General features: G+C 68.6%; 14 protein-coding genes. 6 read left to right on the top strand and 8 right to left on the bottom strand.

Annotated features, from left to right (window positions below):
- Nucleotides 1–94: 94 nt before the first annotated feature.
- Nucleotides 95–1303, bottom strand: coding sequence for an MFS transporter (locus tag ABT232_RS10070; protein WP_351838484.1), 1209 nt, complete (start codon nucleotides 1301–1303; stop codon nucleotides 95–97).
- A 141-nt stretch (nucleotides 1304–1444) separates the two neighbouring features.
- Between ABT232_RS10070 and ABT232_RS10075 the strand changes: the two genes are divergently transcribed.
- Nucleotides 1445–1903 (top strand): MarR family winged helix-turn-helix transcriptional regulator, encoded by a 459-nt coding sequence (locus tag ABT232_RS10075; protein WP_351838487.1) that lies wholly within the window; start codon nucleotides 1445–1447, stop codon nucleotides 1901–1903.
- A 9-nt stretch (nucleotides 1904–1912) separates the two neighbouring features.
- Entirely contained in the window at nucleotides 1913–2365 is a 453-nt protein-coding gene (locus tag ABT232_RS10080) for a GNAT family N-acetyltransferase (RefSeq protein WP_351838490.1), read from the top strand.
- A gap of 93 nt (nucleotides 2366–2458) precedes the next feature.
- Here the strand turns inward: ABT232_RS10080 and ABT232_RS10085 are convergent, their stop codons facing one another.
- On the bottom strand, nucleotides 2459–3844 hold the full coding sequence (locus tag ABT232_RS10085) for a serine hydrolase domain-containing protein (protein WP_351838493.1): 1386 nt from the start codon (nucleotides 3842–3844) through the stop codon (nucleotides 2459–2461).
- Nucleotides 3845–3938: 94 nt separating this feature from the next.
- Nucleotides 3939–5414 carry a replicative DNA helicase gene (gene dnaB / locus ABT232_RS10090; protein WP_351838497.1) on the bottom strand — a complete coding sequence of 492 codons (1476 nt, stop codon included), beginning with the start codon at nucleotides 5412–5414 and terminating at the stop codon, nucleotides 3939–3941.
- A 460-nt stretch (nucleotides 5415–5874) separates the two neighbouring features.
- On the opposite strand from dnaB, the gene ABT232_RS10095 reads away from it, so the two are divergent.
- A complete protein-coding gene (locus ABT232_RS10095) occupies nucleotides 5875–7212 on the top strand; it encodes an MATE family efflux transporter (RefSeq protein ID WP_351838500.1) in 1338 nt (445 codons plus the stop codon).
- Between the two features lie 204 nt (nucleotides 7213–7416).
- Here ABT232_RS10095 and rplI read toward each other — a convergent pair whose 3' ends face one another.
- The 4 genes from rplI to rpsF form a co-directional block, all read right to left on the bottom strand.
- Nucleotides 7417–7863: a 50S ribosomal protein L9 gene (gene rplI / locus ABT232_RS10100; RefSeq protein WP_351838503.1), complete on the bottom strand. Its 447-nt coding sequence runs from the start codon at nucleotides 7861–7863 to the stop codon at nucleotides 7417–7419.
- A gap of 17 nt (nucleotides 7864–7880) precedes the next feature.
- On the bottom strand, nucleotides 7881–8117 hold the full coding sequence (gene rpsR, locus ABT232_RS10105) for a 30S ribosomal protein S18 (RefSeq protein ID WP_003949403.1): 237 nt from the start codon (nucleotides 8115–8117) through the stop codon (nucleotides 7881–7883).
- 45 nt (nucleotides 8118–8162) lie between these two features.
- Nucleotides 8163–8744: a single-stranded DNA-binding protein gene (locus ABT232_RS10110; protein WP_351838506.1), complete on the bottom strand. Its 582-nt coding sequence runs from the start codon at nucleotides 8742–8744 to the stop codon at nucleotides 8163–8165.
- 77 nt (nucleotides 8745–8821) lie between these two features.
- Nucleotides 8822–9112: a 30S ribosomal protein S6 gene (gene rpsF / locus ABT232_RS10115; protein ID WP_004985983.1), complete on the bottom strand. Its 291-nt coding sequence runs from the start codon at nucleotides 9110–9112 to the stop codon at nucleotides 8822–8824.
- A gap of 286 nt (nucleotides 9113–9398) precedes the next feature.
- Here rpsF and ABT232_RS10120 point away from each other — a divergent pair, with 286 nt between their 5' ends.
- The 3 genes from ABT232_RS10120 to ABT232_RS10130 all read left to right on the top strand — a co-directional run bounded on the left by ABT232_RS10120 (nucleotide 9399) and on the right by ABT232_RS10130 (nucleotide 12119).
- Nucleotides 9399–9701 carry a hypothetical protein gene (locus ABT232_RS10120; protein ID WP_351838509.1) on the top strand — a complete coding sequence of 101 codons (303 nt, stop codon included), beginning with the start codon at nucleotides 9399–9401 and terminating at the stop codon, nucleotides 9699–9701.
- Between the two features lie 163 nt (nucleotides 9702–9864).
- On the top strand, nucleotides 9865–10986 hold the full coding sequence (gene femX / locus ABT232_RS10125) for a peptidoglycan bridge formation glycyltransferase FemX (RefSeq protein WP_351838511.1): 1122 nt from the start codon (nucleotides 9865–9867) through the stop codon (nucleotides 10984–10986).
- A 101-nt stretch (nucleotides 10987–11087) separates the two neighbouring features.
- Nucleotides 11088–12119 (top strand): alanine racemase, encoded by a 1032-nt coding sequence (locus ABT232_RS10130; RefSeq protein ID WP_351838514.1) that lies wholly within the window; start codon nucleotides 11088–11090, stop codon nucleotides 12117–12119.
- A gap of 93 nt (nucleotides 12120–12212) precedes the next feature.
- On the opposite strand, the gene ABT232_RS10135 is transcribed toward ABT232_RS10130, so the two are convergent.
- On the bottom strand, nucleotides 12213–13718 hold the full coding sequence (locus ABT232_RS10135) for a glycosyltransferase family 87 protein (RefSeq protein WP_351838517.1): 1506 nt from the start codon (nucleotides 13716–13718) through the stop codon (nucleotides 12213–12215).
- Nucleotides 13719–13839: the final 121 nt, after the last annotated feature.

A 13839-nucleotide genomic window follows, 5' to 3' on the forward strand; every position in this document is an offset into this window, starting at 1 on the left:
GGCCCCTGCGGTGCGGCCCGTGTCCGTGGGGGGAACGGTGGTCCGGCCGGCTTCGCGAGAACGGCCCTGGTCTCGCGGGGACCGCCGGATCGGGTCAGTGGTGGACGGCGGCCGGCTGCTGGGTGAGGGTGTCGGGCACCCGCACGGCGTCGGAAGCGTTGTCGCGGCGTTCCAGGGCCGCTGAGACGAAGGCGAGGAGCAGGGCGCCCCCGGCCAGCGCGGCACCCACCCAGTTGGGGGCGGTGTAGCCGAATCCGGCCGTGATGACGAGGCCGCCGAGCCAGGCGGAGAGCGCGTTGCCCAGGTTGAAGGCGCCGATGTTCACGGCGGAGGCCAGGGTCGGGGCGCCGTGCGCCTGGTCGAGCACCCGCTTCTGCAACGGCGGGACGGTGGCGAAGCCCAGGGCACCGATCAGCGTGATCGTGACGGCCGCGAGGATCTTGTCGTGTGCGGTGAGCGTGAAGAGCGCGAGCACGACGGCGAGGGCGCCCAGGGAGACGTAGAGCATCGGCATCAGGGCACGGTCCGCGAACTTGCCGCCGACCAGGTTGCCGCCGACCATGCCGAGCCCGAAGAGGACCAGCAGCCAGGTGACAGAGCCGTCCGCGAAGCCGGCGACGTGGGTCATCATCGGCGCGATGTAGGTGATGGCCGCGAAGACGCCGCCGAAGCCGAGGACGGTCATCGCCATGGCCAGCAGGACCTGGACGTTCTTGAAGGCGGCCAGTTCGTGACGCAGGCGCACGCCCTCCGCCTTGGGCATGTCGGGGACGAGCCGGGCGATACCGACGAGGCCGATCACGCCGAGCGCGGCGACGACGGCGAAGGTGACCCGCCAGCCGATGGACTGGCCGACCAGGGTGCCCAGCGGAACGCCGACGACGTTGGCGACGGTGAGTCCTGTGAACATCATCGCGATGGCTCCGGCCTTCTTGTCCGGGGCGACGAGGTCGGCCGCGACGACCGAGCCGATGCCGAAGAAGGCACCGTGGGCGAGTGAGGCGATCACCCGGCCGATGAGCATGACGGCGAAGACAGGGGCGACGGCGGAGACCAGGTTGCCGATGATGAACAGGCCCATCAGCAGCATCAGCATCCGCTTGCGGGAGATCTTGGTGCCGAGGACCGTCATCAGCGGGGCGCCGAACATCACGCCGAGGGCGTAGCCGGTCACCAGGTAACCGGCGGTGGGGATGGACACCCCGTAGTCGCCCGCGACCTCGGGCAGCAGGCCCATGATCACGAACTCGGTCGTTCCGATCCCGAAGGCCCCGATCGCGAGGGCCAGAAGCGCGAGAGGCATGGGGTGGTACACCTTTCCAGAAGATTGCAGGAGCGCTTTGCGTGCGTTCACAATAGTTGCAGGCGCGGGCTAAATGCAATCGCGGGCTATTTCGGGGCTGCTCTATCCTGGATGCAGCCGCTCCGGGACGGAGGAAAGCCAATGACAGCGACGGACCCCGCGCTCACCGCCCTCGCCCAGGGCTGGTGCGCCCTCTCCCTGCTTCACGGCCGGATCGAGGCGCACATCGAGCGCGCCCTGCAGTCCGGGCACGGCCTGAGCGTGCGCGAGTACTCGCTGCTCGACGTGCTCAGCCGGCAGCACGACGGGGAGGGCGGACACCTCCAGATGAAGCAGGTCGCCGACGCGGTCGTCCTCAGCCAGAGCGCCACGACACGTCTGGTGACCCGGCTGGAGGACCGCGGACTCCTGGAGCGCTACCTGTGCCCCACCGACCGCCGCGGCATCTACACCAACGTCACCGAGACGGGCCTGAAGCTGCTGGAGGAGGCGCGGCCGACCAATGACGCCGCGCTGCGCGAGGCGCTGGACGAGGCGGCCAAGACGCCCGAACTGGCGCCCCTGGTGCGGGTCGTGGAGTCGGGCAAGGTGCCCGCATAGGCTGCGGGCATGGGAGATCTTGACATACGTGCCGCGGTCGCCGAGGACATCCCGGCGATCGTCGCCATGCTGGCCGACGACCCCCTGGGCGTCCAGCGCGAGTCACCGGACGACCTGACCCCGTACCTGACCGCCTGGCAGCGGCTCGCCGCCGATCCGAACCAGCATCTGGTCGTGGCGATCCGCGAGGGCCGTGTGGTGGGCACGCTTCAGCTCTCGATCATCCCCGGCCTCTCCCGGCGCGGCGCCACCCGTTCGATCATCGAGGGCGTACGCATCCACGCCGAGGAGCGCGGCGGCGGGCTTGGCACCGAGCTCATCCAGTGGGCGGTCGAGACCTCCCGGAAGGAGGGCTGCCAGCTGGTCCAGCTGACGTCCGACAGCTCCCGCGTCGATGCTCACCGCTTCTACGAACGGCTGGGCTTCACGGCGTCCCATGTGGGCTTCAAGCTTCAGCTCTGATCTCTGCGGCGCTCCAGAACGCCGATGGGGCTCTGTTTCACGTGAAACAGAGCCCCTTGGGGGAGCGGGGCGACACCAAGGAGTCCCCTGGGGTTACTTGAGTCCGCGCCAGCCCTCGGGATCCACACCGCCCGGCACATCCGCTGTCTCGTCGTACGGCCGCCGTGTGAAGACGAACGAGGCGAGGTCCAGATGGCTCACGGACCCGTCCGGGCGCCGGACCGGGCGCAGCAGCTCTCCGGCGTAGTAGCCCTCCAGCCCGGTCCAGGTCCCGTCACCGTTCGCCCGGAACCGCGAACGACGACCGCCGGTGGCCTGAGGACCGAGCGAGACGCCGCCGTCGGCCGTGAGCCGCAGGGTGAACACCTGCGTCCCCCAGTACCAGTGCCCGGTCAACTCCAGCTCCTTCGGATCGACTTCCGGCAGGGGACGCCAGGGCTCGGGGATCCGGGGCTCCGCCTCGGCGACGATACGGACGAGGTCCGCGCCCAGCGTCGCCGGCAGTGGTCCGGAGGTGCAGTTCGTCAGCACGACCGCCGCCAGGTCGTCGTCCACGCTGAGGGTGAGGTTCGCCAGAAAGCCCGGCAGCGAGCCCGAGTGACCGACCAGCAACCGGCCGTTCCGGTGCTGGATCTGCAGGCCGAGCCCGTAGGTGGCGCCGTCGGTCACATCGGTGGCCTCCGCCGGTGCGGCGGGCGTCCGCATCTCCCGTACGCTCTCCGCGCTGAGCACTCGCTCGTCGCCGCGCGCCAGGAACACGGCGAACCTGGCCAAGTCCGCCGAGGTGGACCAGAGTTGTCCCGCAGGCGCCATCCGCCCCAGGTCCTCCAACGGTTCCGGCAGCATGGCGTCGGCCCACGGATGCACCGCCCAGCCGCCGGCGTGCGGCGCCGACGGCTGCCCGCTCGTCCGGCGAAGGCCCAGTGGTTCCAGTACCTCGCGGCGCAGCACGTCCTCCCAGGGGGCGCCGCGCAGCTTCTCGACGAGCGCACCGAGCAGGGTGTAGCCGGTGTTCGAGTAGTGGTGACGGCGGCCCGCCGGATGCAGGAAGGGCTGCTCGCCGAGTACGTCCGCGAGCTCCGGCCTCAGGGTTCCCGGGGTGCGTTCCCACCACGGCGCGGGGGTCTCGGCGGCCAGGCCGCTGGTGTGCGCCAGCAGCTCGGCGATGGTCGCCTCCCCCGCGCCGGTGCCGGGCAGATGCTGCTCCAGCCGGTCCCCTAGGTCGAGGACTCCCTCGTCTCGCAGCCTGAGGACGAGAACCGCGGTGAAGGTCTTGGTGATAGAGCCGATCCGGTACTGCACGTTCTCGTCCGGCGCGTGCCCCTCCACCGAGGTCCGCGCCCCGTGCCACACCGCACGCCCGCCCCGCACCACCGTCGCCACCAGCGACGGTGTCCGGCCCTCGGCCTGCGCCACGGCGATCCGGTGCAGCAGGGCCCGCCGGGTGCCGGGGAGCAGCTCTTCCTGAGATGTCGTCATGCCCCCAGTCCATCCCGGCCGGGTGCGAGGAGTCGAATCCATTCGCGCCGGGCCCGCCGGACCGTGTGGCGACCGCCGGACGACTCCCCGCGGATCAGGTCTGCGCCATGTCCACGAACCGGGAGTAGTGGCCCTGGAAGGCGACGGTGATCGTTGCGGTCGGGCCGTTACGGTGCTTGGCCACGATCAGGTCGGCCTCACCCGCGCGCGGAGACTCCTTCTCGTAGGCGTCCTCGCGGTGGAGCAGGATGACCATGTCGGCGTCCTGCTCGATGGAGCCGGACTCTCGCAGGTCGGAGACCATCGGCTTCTTGTCGGTGCGCTGCTCGGGACCACGGTTCAGCTGGGAGAGCGCGATGACCGGGATCTCCAGTTCCTTGGCCAGCAGCTTGAGGTTACGGGACATGTCGGAGACCTCCTGCTGCCGGCTCTCGGCCCGCTTGGAGCCACCGGACTGCATCAGCTGGAGGTAGTCGATGACGACGAGACGGAGGTCGTTGCGCTGCTTGAGGCGGCGGCACTTGGCGCGGATCTCCATCATAGACAGGTTCGGGGAGTCGTCGATGTAGAGCGGGGCGGCGGAGACATCGGGCATCCGGCGGGCCAGCCGGGTCCAGTCCTCGTCCGTCATCGTGCCGGAGCGCATGTGGTGCAGGGCGACCCGGGCCTCGGCGGACAGCAGACGCATCGCGATCTCGTTGCGGCCCATTTCCAGGGAGAAGATGACGCTCGGCAGGTTGTTCTTGATCGACGCGGCACGGGCGAAGTCCAGCGCGAGCGTCGACTTACCCATGGCGGGACGGGCCGCGATGACGATCATCTGGCCGGGGTGCAGACCGTTGGTCAGCGAGTCGAAGTCGGTGAAGCCCGTGGGCACACCGGTCATCTCGCCGCTGCGCGAGCCGATGGCCTCGATCTCGTCGAGGGCGCCTTCCATGATGTCGCCCAGCGGCAGGTAGTCCTCGCTGGTGCGCTGCTCGGTGACCGCGTAGATCTCGGCCTGGGCGCGGTTGACGATCTCGTCGACGTCGTCGTCGGCCGCGTATCCCATCTGGGTGATACGCGTGCCGGCCTCGACCAGGCGGCGCAGGACGGCGCGCTCGTGGACGATCTCCGCGTAGTACTCGGCGTTCGCCGCCGTGGGCACCGTCTGCACCAGGGTGTGCAGATACGAGGCGCCGCCGACCTTGTTGATCTCACCGCGTTTGGTCAGCTCGGCGGCGATGGTGATGGGGTCGGCCGGCTCACCCTTGGCGTAGATGTCCAGGATCGCCTGGTAGATCGTCTCGTGGGCCGGCTTGTAGAAGTCATGGCCCTTGAGGATCTCCACGACGTCGGCGATGGCGTCCTTGGAGAGCAGCATGCCGCCGAGGACGGACTGCTCGGCGTTGAGGTCCTGGGGCGGCACCCGCTCGAAGGCCGAGCCGCCGCCCTCCCAAGCGCCGTTCTCACTGCCGCGGTCGTGCTGCTCGTCCCGGCCCCGGCCCCCGTCGGCACGGCGACGGGAGGGCAGGCGATCACTGGGACCGCTGTCGGCCCACGGATCGTCCAAGGGCTCGGAAATGCTCACCGAGCCACCTCCTCCCGTCCGCGGAGCGGACCTCGCCGCGCCTGTCTTTTCTACGGCACGGCACTGACAAAACGAGAAGCCCAACTCCGGTTCTGCCGCGCCGGTTTTATGACGGTTTCCCGGACGGCGAACGGAGCGGGCGCCGGACCACGGTAGGCCCCCGGGCACCGTCAGCCAATCTGGTTATCCACAGGCCATGTGGACGACGGGCGCGATGCTGTGGAGAACTGCCCGAAACCTGTGCACGACACGGTGGACAGCCCTGTGAACAAGAACTCCCGCCGCTGTGAGAAACGGCTCTGAGCTGCACCTTTGCCGTCCACCGGCTGTGCAGAAGAAAAACTTCCCCAGTCGGATCAAGATCACTGCGAACCGTGCACAAGAGCGCACAGGACAAGACGTCAAGTAAGGGTCTTGAACCCTTTGCATCTCTTACCTGTGGACGATTAGATTGGTGCTCATGACACAGGCTCCCGCGACCCCCGGAACCACCAAGCGACGGCACGATCGAGAGATCGTCTCGCTCGCCGTTCCGGCCTTCGGCGCACTGGTCGCCGAGCCCTTGTTCGTCCTGGCCGACAGCGCCATCGTGGGCCACCTCGGGACCGCACAGCTCGCCGGCCTCGGCGTCGCCTCCGCGCTCCTCATGACAGCGGTGAGCGTCTTCGTCTTCCTCGCCTACGCCACCACCGCCGCCGTGGCCCGCCGGGTGGGCGCCGGTGAACTCAAAGCCGCCATCCGGCAGGGCATGGACGGCATCTGGCTGGCGCTGCTGCTGGGCGCCGGCGTCATCGCCGTCTTCCTTCCCACGGCACCGGCCCTCGTGGAGCTGTTCGGCGCCTCCGACACCGCGGCCCCCTACGCCACCACCTATCTGCGCATCTCCGCGCTCGGCATCCCCGCCATGCTCGTCGTCCTCGCCGCGACGGGCGTGCTCCGCGGACTTCAGGACACGAAGACACCCTTGTACGTCGCCATCGCGGGCTTCGTCGCCAACGGCGCCCTCAACGCGGGCCTCGTCTACGGCGCCGACCTCGGCATCGCGGGCTCCGCCTGGGGCACGGTGATCGCTCAGTGCGGTATGGCCGCCGCCTACCTGGTCGTCGTCGTGCGGGGTGCCCGTCGTCATGGAGCCTCGCTGCGGCCCGACGCCGCCGGCATCAAGGCCTCCGCCCAGGCGGGCGTCCCCCTGCTGGTCCGCACCCTCTCGCTGCGGGCCATCCTGATGATCGCCACCGCCGTCGCGGCACGGCTCGGTGATGCCGATATCGCCGCTCACCAGATCATCCTGTCGCTCTGGAGCCTGCTCGCCTTCGCACTCGACGCCATCGCCATCGCGGGGCAGGCCATCATCGGCCGCTACCTCGGCGCCGGTGATGCCCAGGGCGCCCGAGATGTCTGCCGCCGCATGGTGCAGTGGGGTGTCGCGGTCGGTGTCCTGCTCGGCCTGCTGGTGATCATCTCCCGCCCGCTCTTCCTGCCGCTGTTCACCAGCGACTCGGCCGTCACGGACGCCGCCCTGTCCGCATTGCTCGTCGTGGCGCTGTCCCAGCCGATCAGTGGAGTGGTCTTCGTCCTGGACGGTGTCCTGATGGGGGCCGGCGACGGCCCGTATCTCGCCTGGGCGATGGTGCTCACACTGGCCGTCTTCACTCCAGTGGCCCTGCTCGTCCCCGCACTCGGCGGTGGGCTCACCGCCCTGTGGACAGCGATGACGCTGATGATGACCGTACGGATGGCCACCTTGTGGATACGCACCCGCTCCGGCCGCTGGATCGTGACCGGCGCGACCCGCTGAGCGACCGTCGGCGCTGAACGTTTCACGTGAAACCGTCGTTTCACGTGAAACAGCCTCAGGCCGACTCGACCCAGACCTTCCGCTCATCCAGAGAACAGAGAGAACAGAGAGAACAGAGAGAACAGAGAGAACAGAGAGAACAGAGAGGGGCCGCACCCTGACGGGTACGGCCCCTCTCTCAGCTGTTCAAGCCGAACGCGGTGATCAGGCCGCGATGACCTCGACGTTGACCTTGGCGGCAACCTCGGGGTGCAGACGCACGGACGTCTCGTAGGCGCCCAGGGTCTTGATCGGCGTGCCGAGCTCGATGCGGCGCTTGTCGACCTCGGGGCCACCGGCAGCCTTGATCGCCGAGGCGATGTCGGCCGGGGTGACGGAACCGAAGAGACGGCCGGCGTCGCCGGAGCGAACGGCCAGGCGGACCTTGACACCCTCGAGCTGGGCCTTCACAGCGTTGGCCTGCTCGATGGTCTGGATCTCGTGGATCTTGCGAGCACGACGGATCTGCTCGACGTCCTTCTCGCCACCCTTGGTCCAGCGGATAGCGAACTTCCGCGGGATCAGGTAGTTGCGAGCGTAGCCGTCCTTGACGTCGACGACCTCGCCGGCGGCACCGAGGCCGGAGACCTCGTGAGTGAGGATGATCTTCATGTTTCGGTCACCCTCCCTTAGCGCGCGGTGGACGTGTAGGGCAGCAGCGCCATCTCACGGCTGTTCTTGACGGCCGTGGCGACGTCACGCTGGTGCTGCGTGCAGTTGCCGGTCACGCGGCGGGCACGGATCTTGCCGCGGTCGGAAATGAACTTCCGCAGCATGTTCGTGTCCTTGTAGTCCACGTACGTGACCTTGTCCTTGCAGAAAGCGCAGACCTTCTTCTTCGGCTTGCGCACAGGCGGCTTCGCCATGGTGATTCTCCTGTGTGATCAAGAAGTTGGGATGCGAGCCGGCCCTTAGAAGGGAGGCTCGTCCGAGTAGCCGCCACCGCTGCTGGAGCCGCCGCCCCAGCCGCCGCCACCACCCTGGTTGCCACCGGCGGGAGCGCCGGTCGCCCACGGGTCGTCGGCGGGAGCGCCGCCACCCTGCTGACCGCCGCCGGGGCCACCGCCCCAGCCGCCGCCCTGCTGGCCGCCGCCACCGCCGCCGCCGTAACCGCCCTGGCCACCGCGGCCGGTGGTCTTGGTGACCTTGGCCGTGGCGTTGCGCAGGCTGGGGCCGACTTCCTCGACGTCCAGCTCGAAGACCGTGCGCTTGACACCCTCACGGTCCTCGTAGGACCGCTGCTTCAGCCGGCCCTGCACGATGACGCGCATGCCTCGCTGAAGGGACTCCGCGACGTTCTCCGCCGCCTGACGCCAGACCGAGCAGGTCAGGAACAGGCTCTCGCCGTCCTTCCACTCGTTGGTCTGACGGTCGAAGGTGCGGGGGGTGGACGCGACACGGAACTTCGCGACCGCCGCACCGGAGGGGGTGAAGCGCAGCTCGGGGTCGTCGACAAGATTGCCGATGACCGTGATGACGGTCTCGCCTGCCATGGGTGAACCTCTCGGCGGGTTTGCTGCTGGCTGCTGGTGTTGCTACTCGGTACCCGAGATCAGCTGAGCGGAGGAGCTCAGTGGGTCTCGGGACGGAGGACCTTGGTCCGGAGGACCGACTCGTTCAGGTTCATCTGGCGGTCGAGCTCCTTGACGACCGCAGGCTCGGCCTGCAGGTCGATGACCGAGTAGATGCCCTCAGGCTTCTTCTTGATCTCGTACGAGAGACGACGACGGCCCCAGGTGTCGACCTTCTCGACCTTTCCGCCGCCGTCACGGACGACAGAGAGGAAGTTCTCGATCAGGGGGGAGACAGCGCGCTCCTCCAGATCGGGGTCGAGGATGACCATCACCTCGTAGTGACGCATGTGGAACCCACCTCCTTTGGACTCAGCGGCCACGGTCGTTCCGTGGCAGGAGGGTCGTGATGCGTACGCAACGGTATCGGCCGCCACTGACAATCGAGGGTCGGTGAGCGGTGGTCCCCAGGTCGGCCGGACGGGATCCGGGCGTGCCTGGGCAGACACCGGTGCAGACGGTACAGAGTACCCGCACACGAGCTTCCGGTTGAAATCCGGCCGGGTAGACCGTCAATCTGGACACATCGGGTGTGTATGGCGCTACAGTGCGCCGCCTTCCGCAAGGAGGTGCCTCATGGCACAGGCATTGCGACCGAACACCGCCGGTTCCCTCTTCGCCACCGACGGCCGGGCCCATCCCGTCCAGGACGCCCTGATGGCGGTGACCCTGCTCCTGGGTGTGGTCTCCTTCATCACCGCGCAGTTCCACAGCCTGCATCTGCTGAGCTCGTGGACCGGCCTGGTGGGGATCGGCACCGGCGCCTACGGCCAGTGGATCTCGGAGACGACCCGCGAACGCTTCGGACTGATCCTGGGCCTCGGTGCCTCCGGAGTCGGTTTCTTCCTCGGCATGGCCCACGGCGGTCTCTTCGGCTGACACCGCACCGCCCTGCCGACAACGCCTTCCGCCCCGGCGGCCCACAGGCCGGGGCGAAGGTGCCCTGCGCCCAGTGAGGGCGCTCCCCGGGCGCAGTAGGCTTCGGCGCTAGAGCCGGAGCCCCTGAACCCATGGGGACACACCAGCCCGAGGAGCGCCCCGAATGAGCCTGACCCTGAGGACCATCAGTCGCGAGCAGCATCTGGCATACATCCAGAGCCTGCCGTCGGCGAGTCACATGCAGGTCCCGGCATGGGCAGACGTGAAGGCGGAGTGGCGCTCCGAGAACCTCGGCTGGTTCGACGAGCGCACCGGTGAACTGGTCGGTGTGGGCCTCGTCCTCTACCGCCAGCTGCCGAAGATCAAGCGCTACCTCGCCTATCTGCCCGAGGGCCCGGTCATCAACTGGTTCGCGCCCAATCTCGATGACTGGATCCAGCCGATGCTGGCCCACCTCAAGCAGCAGGGCGCGTTCTCCGTGAAGATGGGCCCGCCGGTGATCATCCGGCGCTGGGAGGCCTCCTCCATCAAGCAGGGCATCCAGAACCCTGATGTGAAGCGGCTGCGCGACATCGAGGCCGACTTCATCGAGCCCCGCGCCTTCGAGGTGGCCGACAAGCTCCGCCGTATGGGCTGGCAGCAGGGCGAGGACGGCGGTGCCGGCTTCGGCGATGTGCAGCCCCGCTACGTCTACCAGGTGCCGCTGGCGAACCGGTCCCTGGAAGAGGTGCACAAGAACTTCAACCAGCTGTGGCGCCGGAACATCAAGAAGGCCGAGAAGGCTGGCGTCGAGGTCGTCCAGGGTGGCTACCACGACCTGGAGGAGTGGCAGCGGCTGTACGAGATCACCGCGGTGCGCGATCACTTCCGGCCCCGCCCGCTGTCGTACTTCCAGCGCATGTGGACGGCCCTCAACACCGAGGACCCCAACCGCATGCGGCTGTACTTCGCCCGGCACAACGGTGTGAACCTCTCCGCGGCGACGATGCTGATCGTCGGCGGGCACGTCTGGTACTCCTACGGCGCCTCCGACAACATCGGCCGTGAGGTCCGGCCCTCGAACGCGATGCAGTGGCGGATGCTGCGCGACGCCTACGCGCTCGGCGCCACCGTCTACGACCTGCGCGGCATCTCCGACTCGCTGGACGAGTCCGACCACCTCTTCGGCCTGATCCAGTTCAAGGTGGGCACGGGCGGCCAGGCGGCCGAGTACCTCGGCGAGTGGGACTTCCCGCTGAACAAGCTGCTCCACAAGGCGCTCGACATCTACATGTCGCGTCGCTGAGACCCGGGCATTTGCTTCGATAGCCACAACGGCTTCGACAGCTCCGACAGCTTCCATACCTCTGATACACCGCAGCCACGAGAAAGGTTCCAGGTCCGGCCATGGCGCTCACGCTCTACGTCGACACCGCGCGCTGGCGGGCGCACCACAAGCACGTGCAGGAGCAGTTCCCGGGCCTGGTCCCGGTCTGCAAGGGCAACGGCTACGGCTTCGGACACGAGCGGCTGGCGGAGGAGGCCACCCGGCTGGGCTCCGACATGCTCGCCGTCGGCACCACGTACGAGGCCGCGCGCATCAAGGACTGGTTCGGCGGTGACCTGCTCGTGCTGACGCCGTACCGGCGCGGCGAGGAGCCCGTGCCGCTGCCCGACCGGGTGGTGCGTTCGGTGTCGTCGATCGACGGTGTGTACGGCCTGGTGGGTGCCCGGGTGGTCATCGAGGTGATGTCCTCGATGAAACGGCACGGCATCAGCGAGCAGGACCTGCCGCAGCTGCACTCCGCCATCGAGAACGTGCGTCTGGAGGGCTTCGCGATCCATCTGCCGCTGGACCGCACCGACGGCTCGGACGCCGTCGAGGAGGTCATCGGCTGGATGGACCGGCTGCGCGCGGCCCGGCTGCCGCTGCACACGATGTTCGTCAGCCACCTCAAGGCCGAGGAACTGGCCCGGCTCCAGCAGCAGTTCCCGCAGACCCGGTTCCGCGCGCGGATCGGCACGCGGCTGTGGCTGGGCGACCACGAGGCCACCGAGTACCGCGGCGCGGTCCTGGACGTCACCCGGGTCACCAAGGGCGACCGCTTCGGCTACCGGCAGCAGAAGGCGGCCTCCGACGGCTTCCTGGTGGTCGTGGCGGGCGGTACGTCGCACGGGGTGGGCCTGGAGGCCCCGAAGGCGCTGCACGGCGTCATGCCGCGCGCCAAGGGCGTCGCCCGGGCCGGCCTCGCCACGGTCAACCGGAACCTTTCTCCGTTCGTCTGGGGCGGCAAGCAGCGCTGGTTCGCCGAGCCTCCGCACATGCAGGTGTCCATCCTGTTCGTGCCCTCCGACGCCCCGGAGCCGAAGGTCGGCGACGAGCTGGTGGCCCATCTGCGGCACACCACCACCCAGTTCGACCGCCTCGTGGACCGCTGAGCCCTTCAGGGACACACAAGGCCGTACACGCAGAAGGCCGTACGCGGAGTCCCGCGTACGGCCTTTCTCGTGGAGCCCTGGCACGGTGTTCGCTCAGGGCGAACTCTCCGAGGTCTTGGCGGCGCCGACGCCCCAGTCGACCTGCGGTCCGTCGAAGTGGGCCGCATGGCGCCCCGGATGTGCCGCAGGCCCGAAGACGAAGACGTCCTCCGCCTTGTCGAGCACCCCGCCCGAGGGGTCGTCGTCGCCGTCCCGGCGCACCACGTCCCGTTCCGGCATGAAGATGTCGCGCACGACGACGGCGCACAGGTACAGCGTCCCCAGCAGATGCACGCCGATGGCCCAGTGGTAGCCGTCGGTCGGCAGTCCCTTGTGGGCGTCACCGCTGGTCGTGTAGGCGAGGTACATCCAGATGCCCAGGAAGTACATGACCTCGCACGCCTGCCAGATGAGGAAGTCCCGCCACCTGGGCCGGGCCAGCGCGGCCAGCGGCACCAGCCACAGCACGTACTGCGGTGAGTAGACCTTGTTGGTGATGATGAACGCCGCGACGATCAAGAACGCCAGCTGGGCGAAGCGCGGCCGGCGCGGGGCGGTGAGGGTGAGCGCCGCGATGCCCGCGCAGCACAGCAGCATCAGCAGCGTGGCCAGGGTGTTGACGGTCTCGGTGCTGAGCGGGTCGCTGGAGTTCTGGGCCAGGATCAGCCAGAAGGAGCCGAAGTCGACGCCGCGTTCCTGACTGAACCGGTAGAACTTCGACCAGCCCTCGAAGGCGAAGAGCATCACCGGCCCGTTCACCACCACCCAGGCGAAGGCCGCGCCTCCCAGGGCTTTGCCGAAGTCCCGCCACTTGCCCGCCCGCCAGCACAGCACGAACAGAGGGCCGAGCAGGAAGACGGGATAGAGCTTGGCGGCCGTGGCGAGCCCCAGGAGGACGCCGAAGGCGAGCGAGCGCCCCCGGGCCCACATCAGCATCGCGGCGGCCGTCAGAGCGACGGCCAGCAGATCCCAGTTGATGGTGGCGGTCAGCGCGAACGCGGGAGCGAGAGCGACCAGCAGGCCGTCCCACGGGCGCCGGGCGTGCGTCCGGGACACGCAGACGGCGATGACGGCCGCACAGACCATCAGCATCCCGGCGTTGACCATCCAGTACCACTGCTCCTGGTGCTGGATGCTGCCGCTGCCCGGGGTGAGCCAGGCGGCGACCTCCATGAAGACACCGGTCAGCACCGGATACTCCAGGTACTCCATGTCACCGGAGAGCCGGTCGAAGTACGGCACGAGTCCGTCGGCGAAACCGCGCCCCTGGTAGAGGTGCGGGATGTCCGAGTAGCACGCGTGCGTGTACTGCGAGCTGGCCCCGAAGAACCAGGCTCCGTTGTAGCAGGGGGCCTTCTGGACCAGTCCGAGGGCGAACACGCCGATCGCCACCAGCGCGATCACCCGCACGGGAGTCCACCAGGACGTCCCGAGCAGGGCGCGCCGCCCGATGGGTCCGCCGATCAGCTCGCTGCCGGCCGCGGAGACCTCGTCGGCCTTCGTCGGCCGCACCGGATCCGGCTCGTGCGCGCTCGTCTGCGTCGTTTCTGCACTGGGCATGGGGCCATCCTGCCGTACCAGGCTGAGAGTCCACGGTGACCTCCGTCCATGGCGGACGGGGCGTCGTGGCCGAAGAGCAAAGTGCCCCTGTTTCACGTGAAACGAAGGGTTTCACGTGAAA

Source organism: Streptomyces sp. NPDC001532 (assembly GCF_040298625.1).
Taxonomy (GTDB): domain Bacteria; phylum Actinomycetota; class Actinomycetes; order Streptomycetales; family Streptomycetaceae; genus Streptomyces.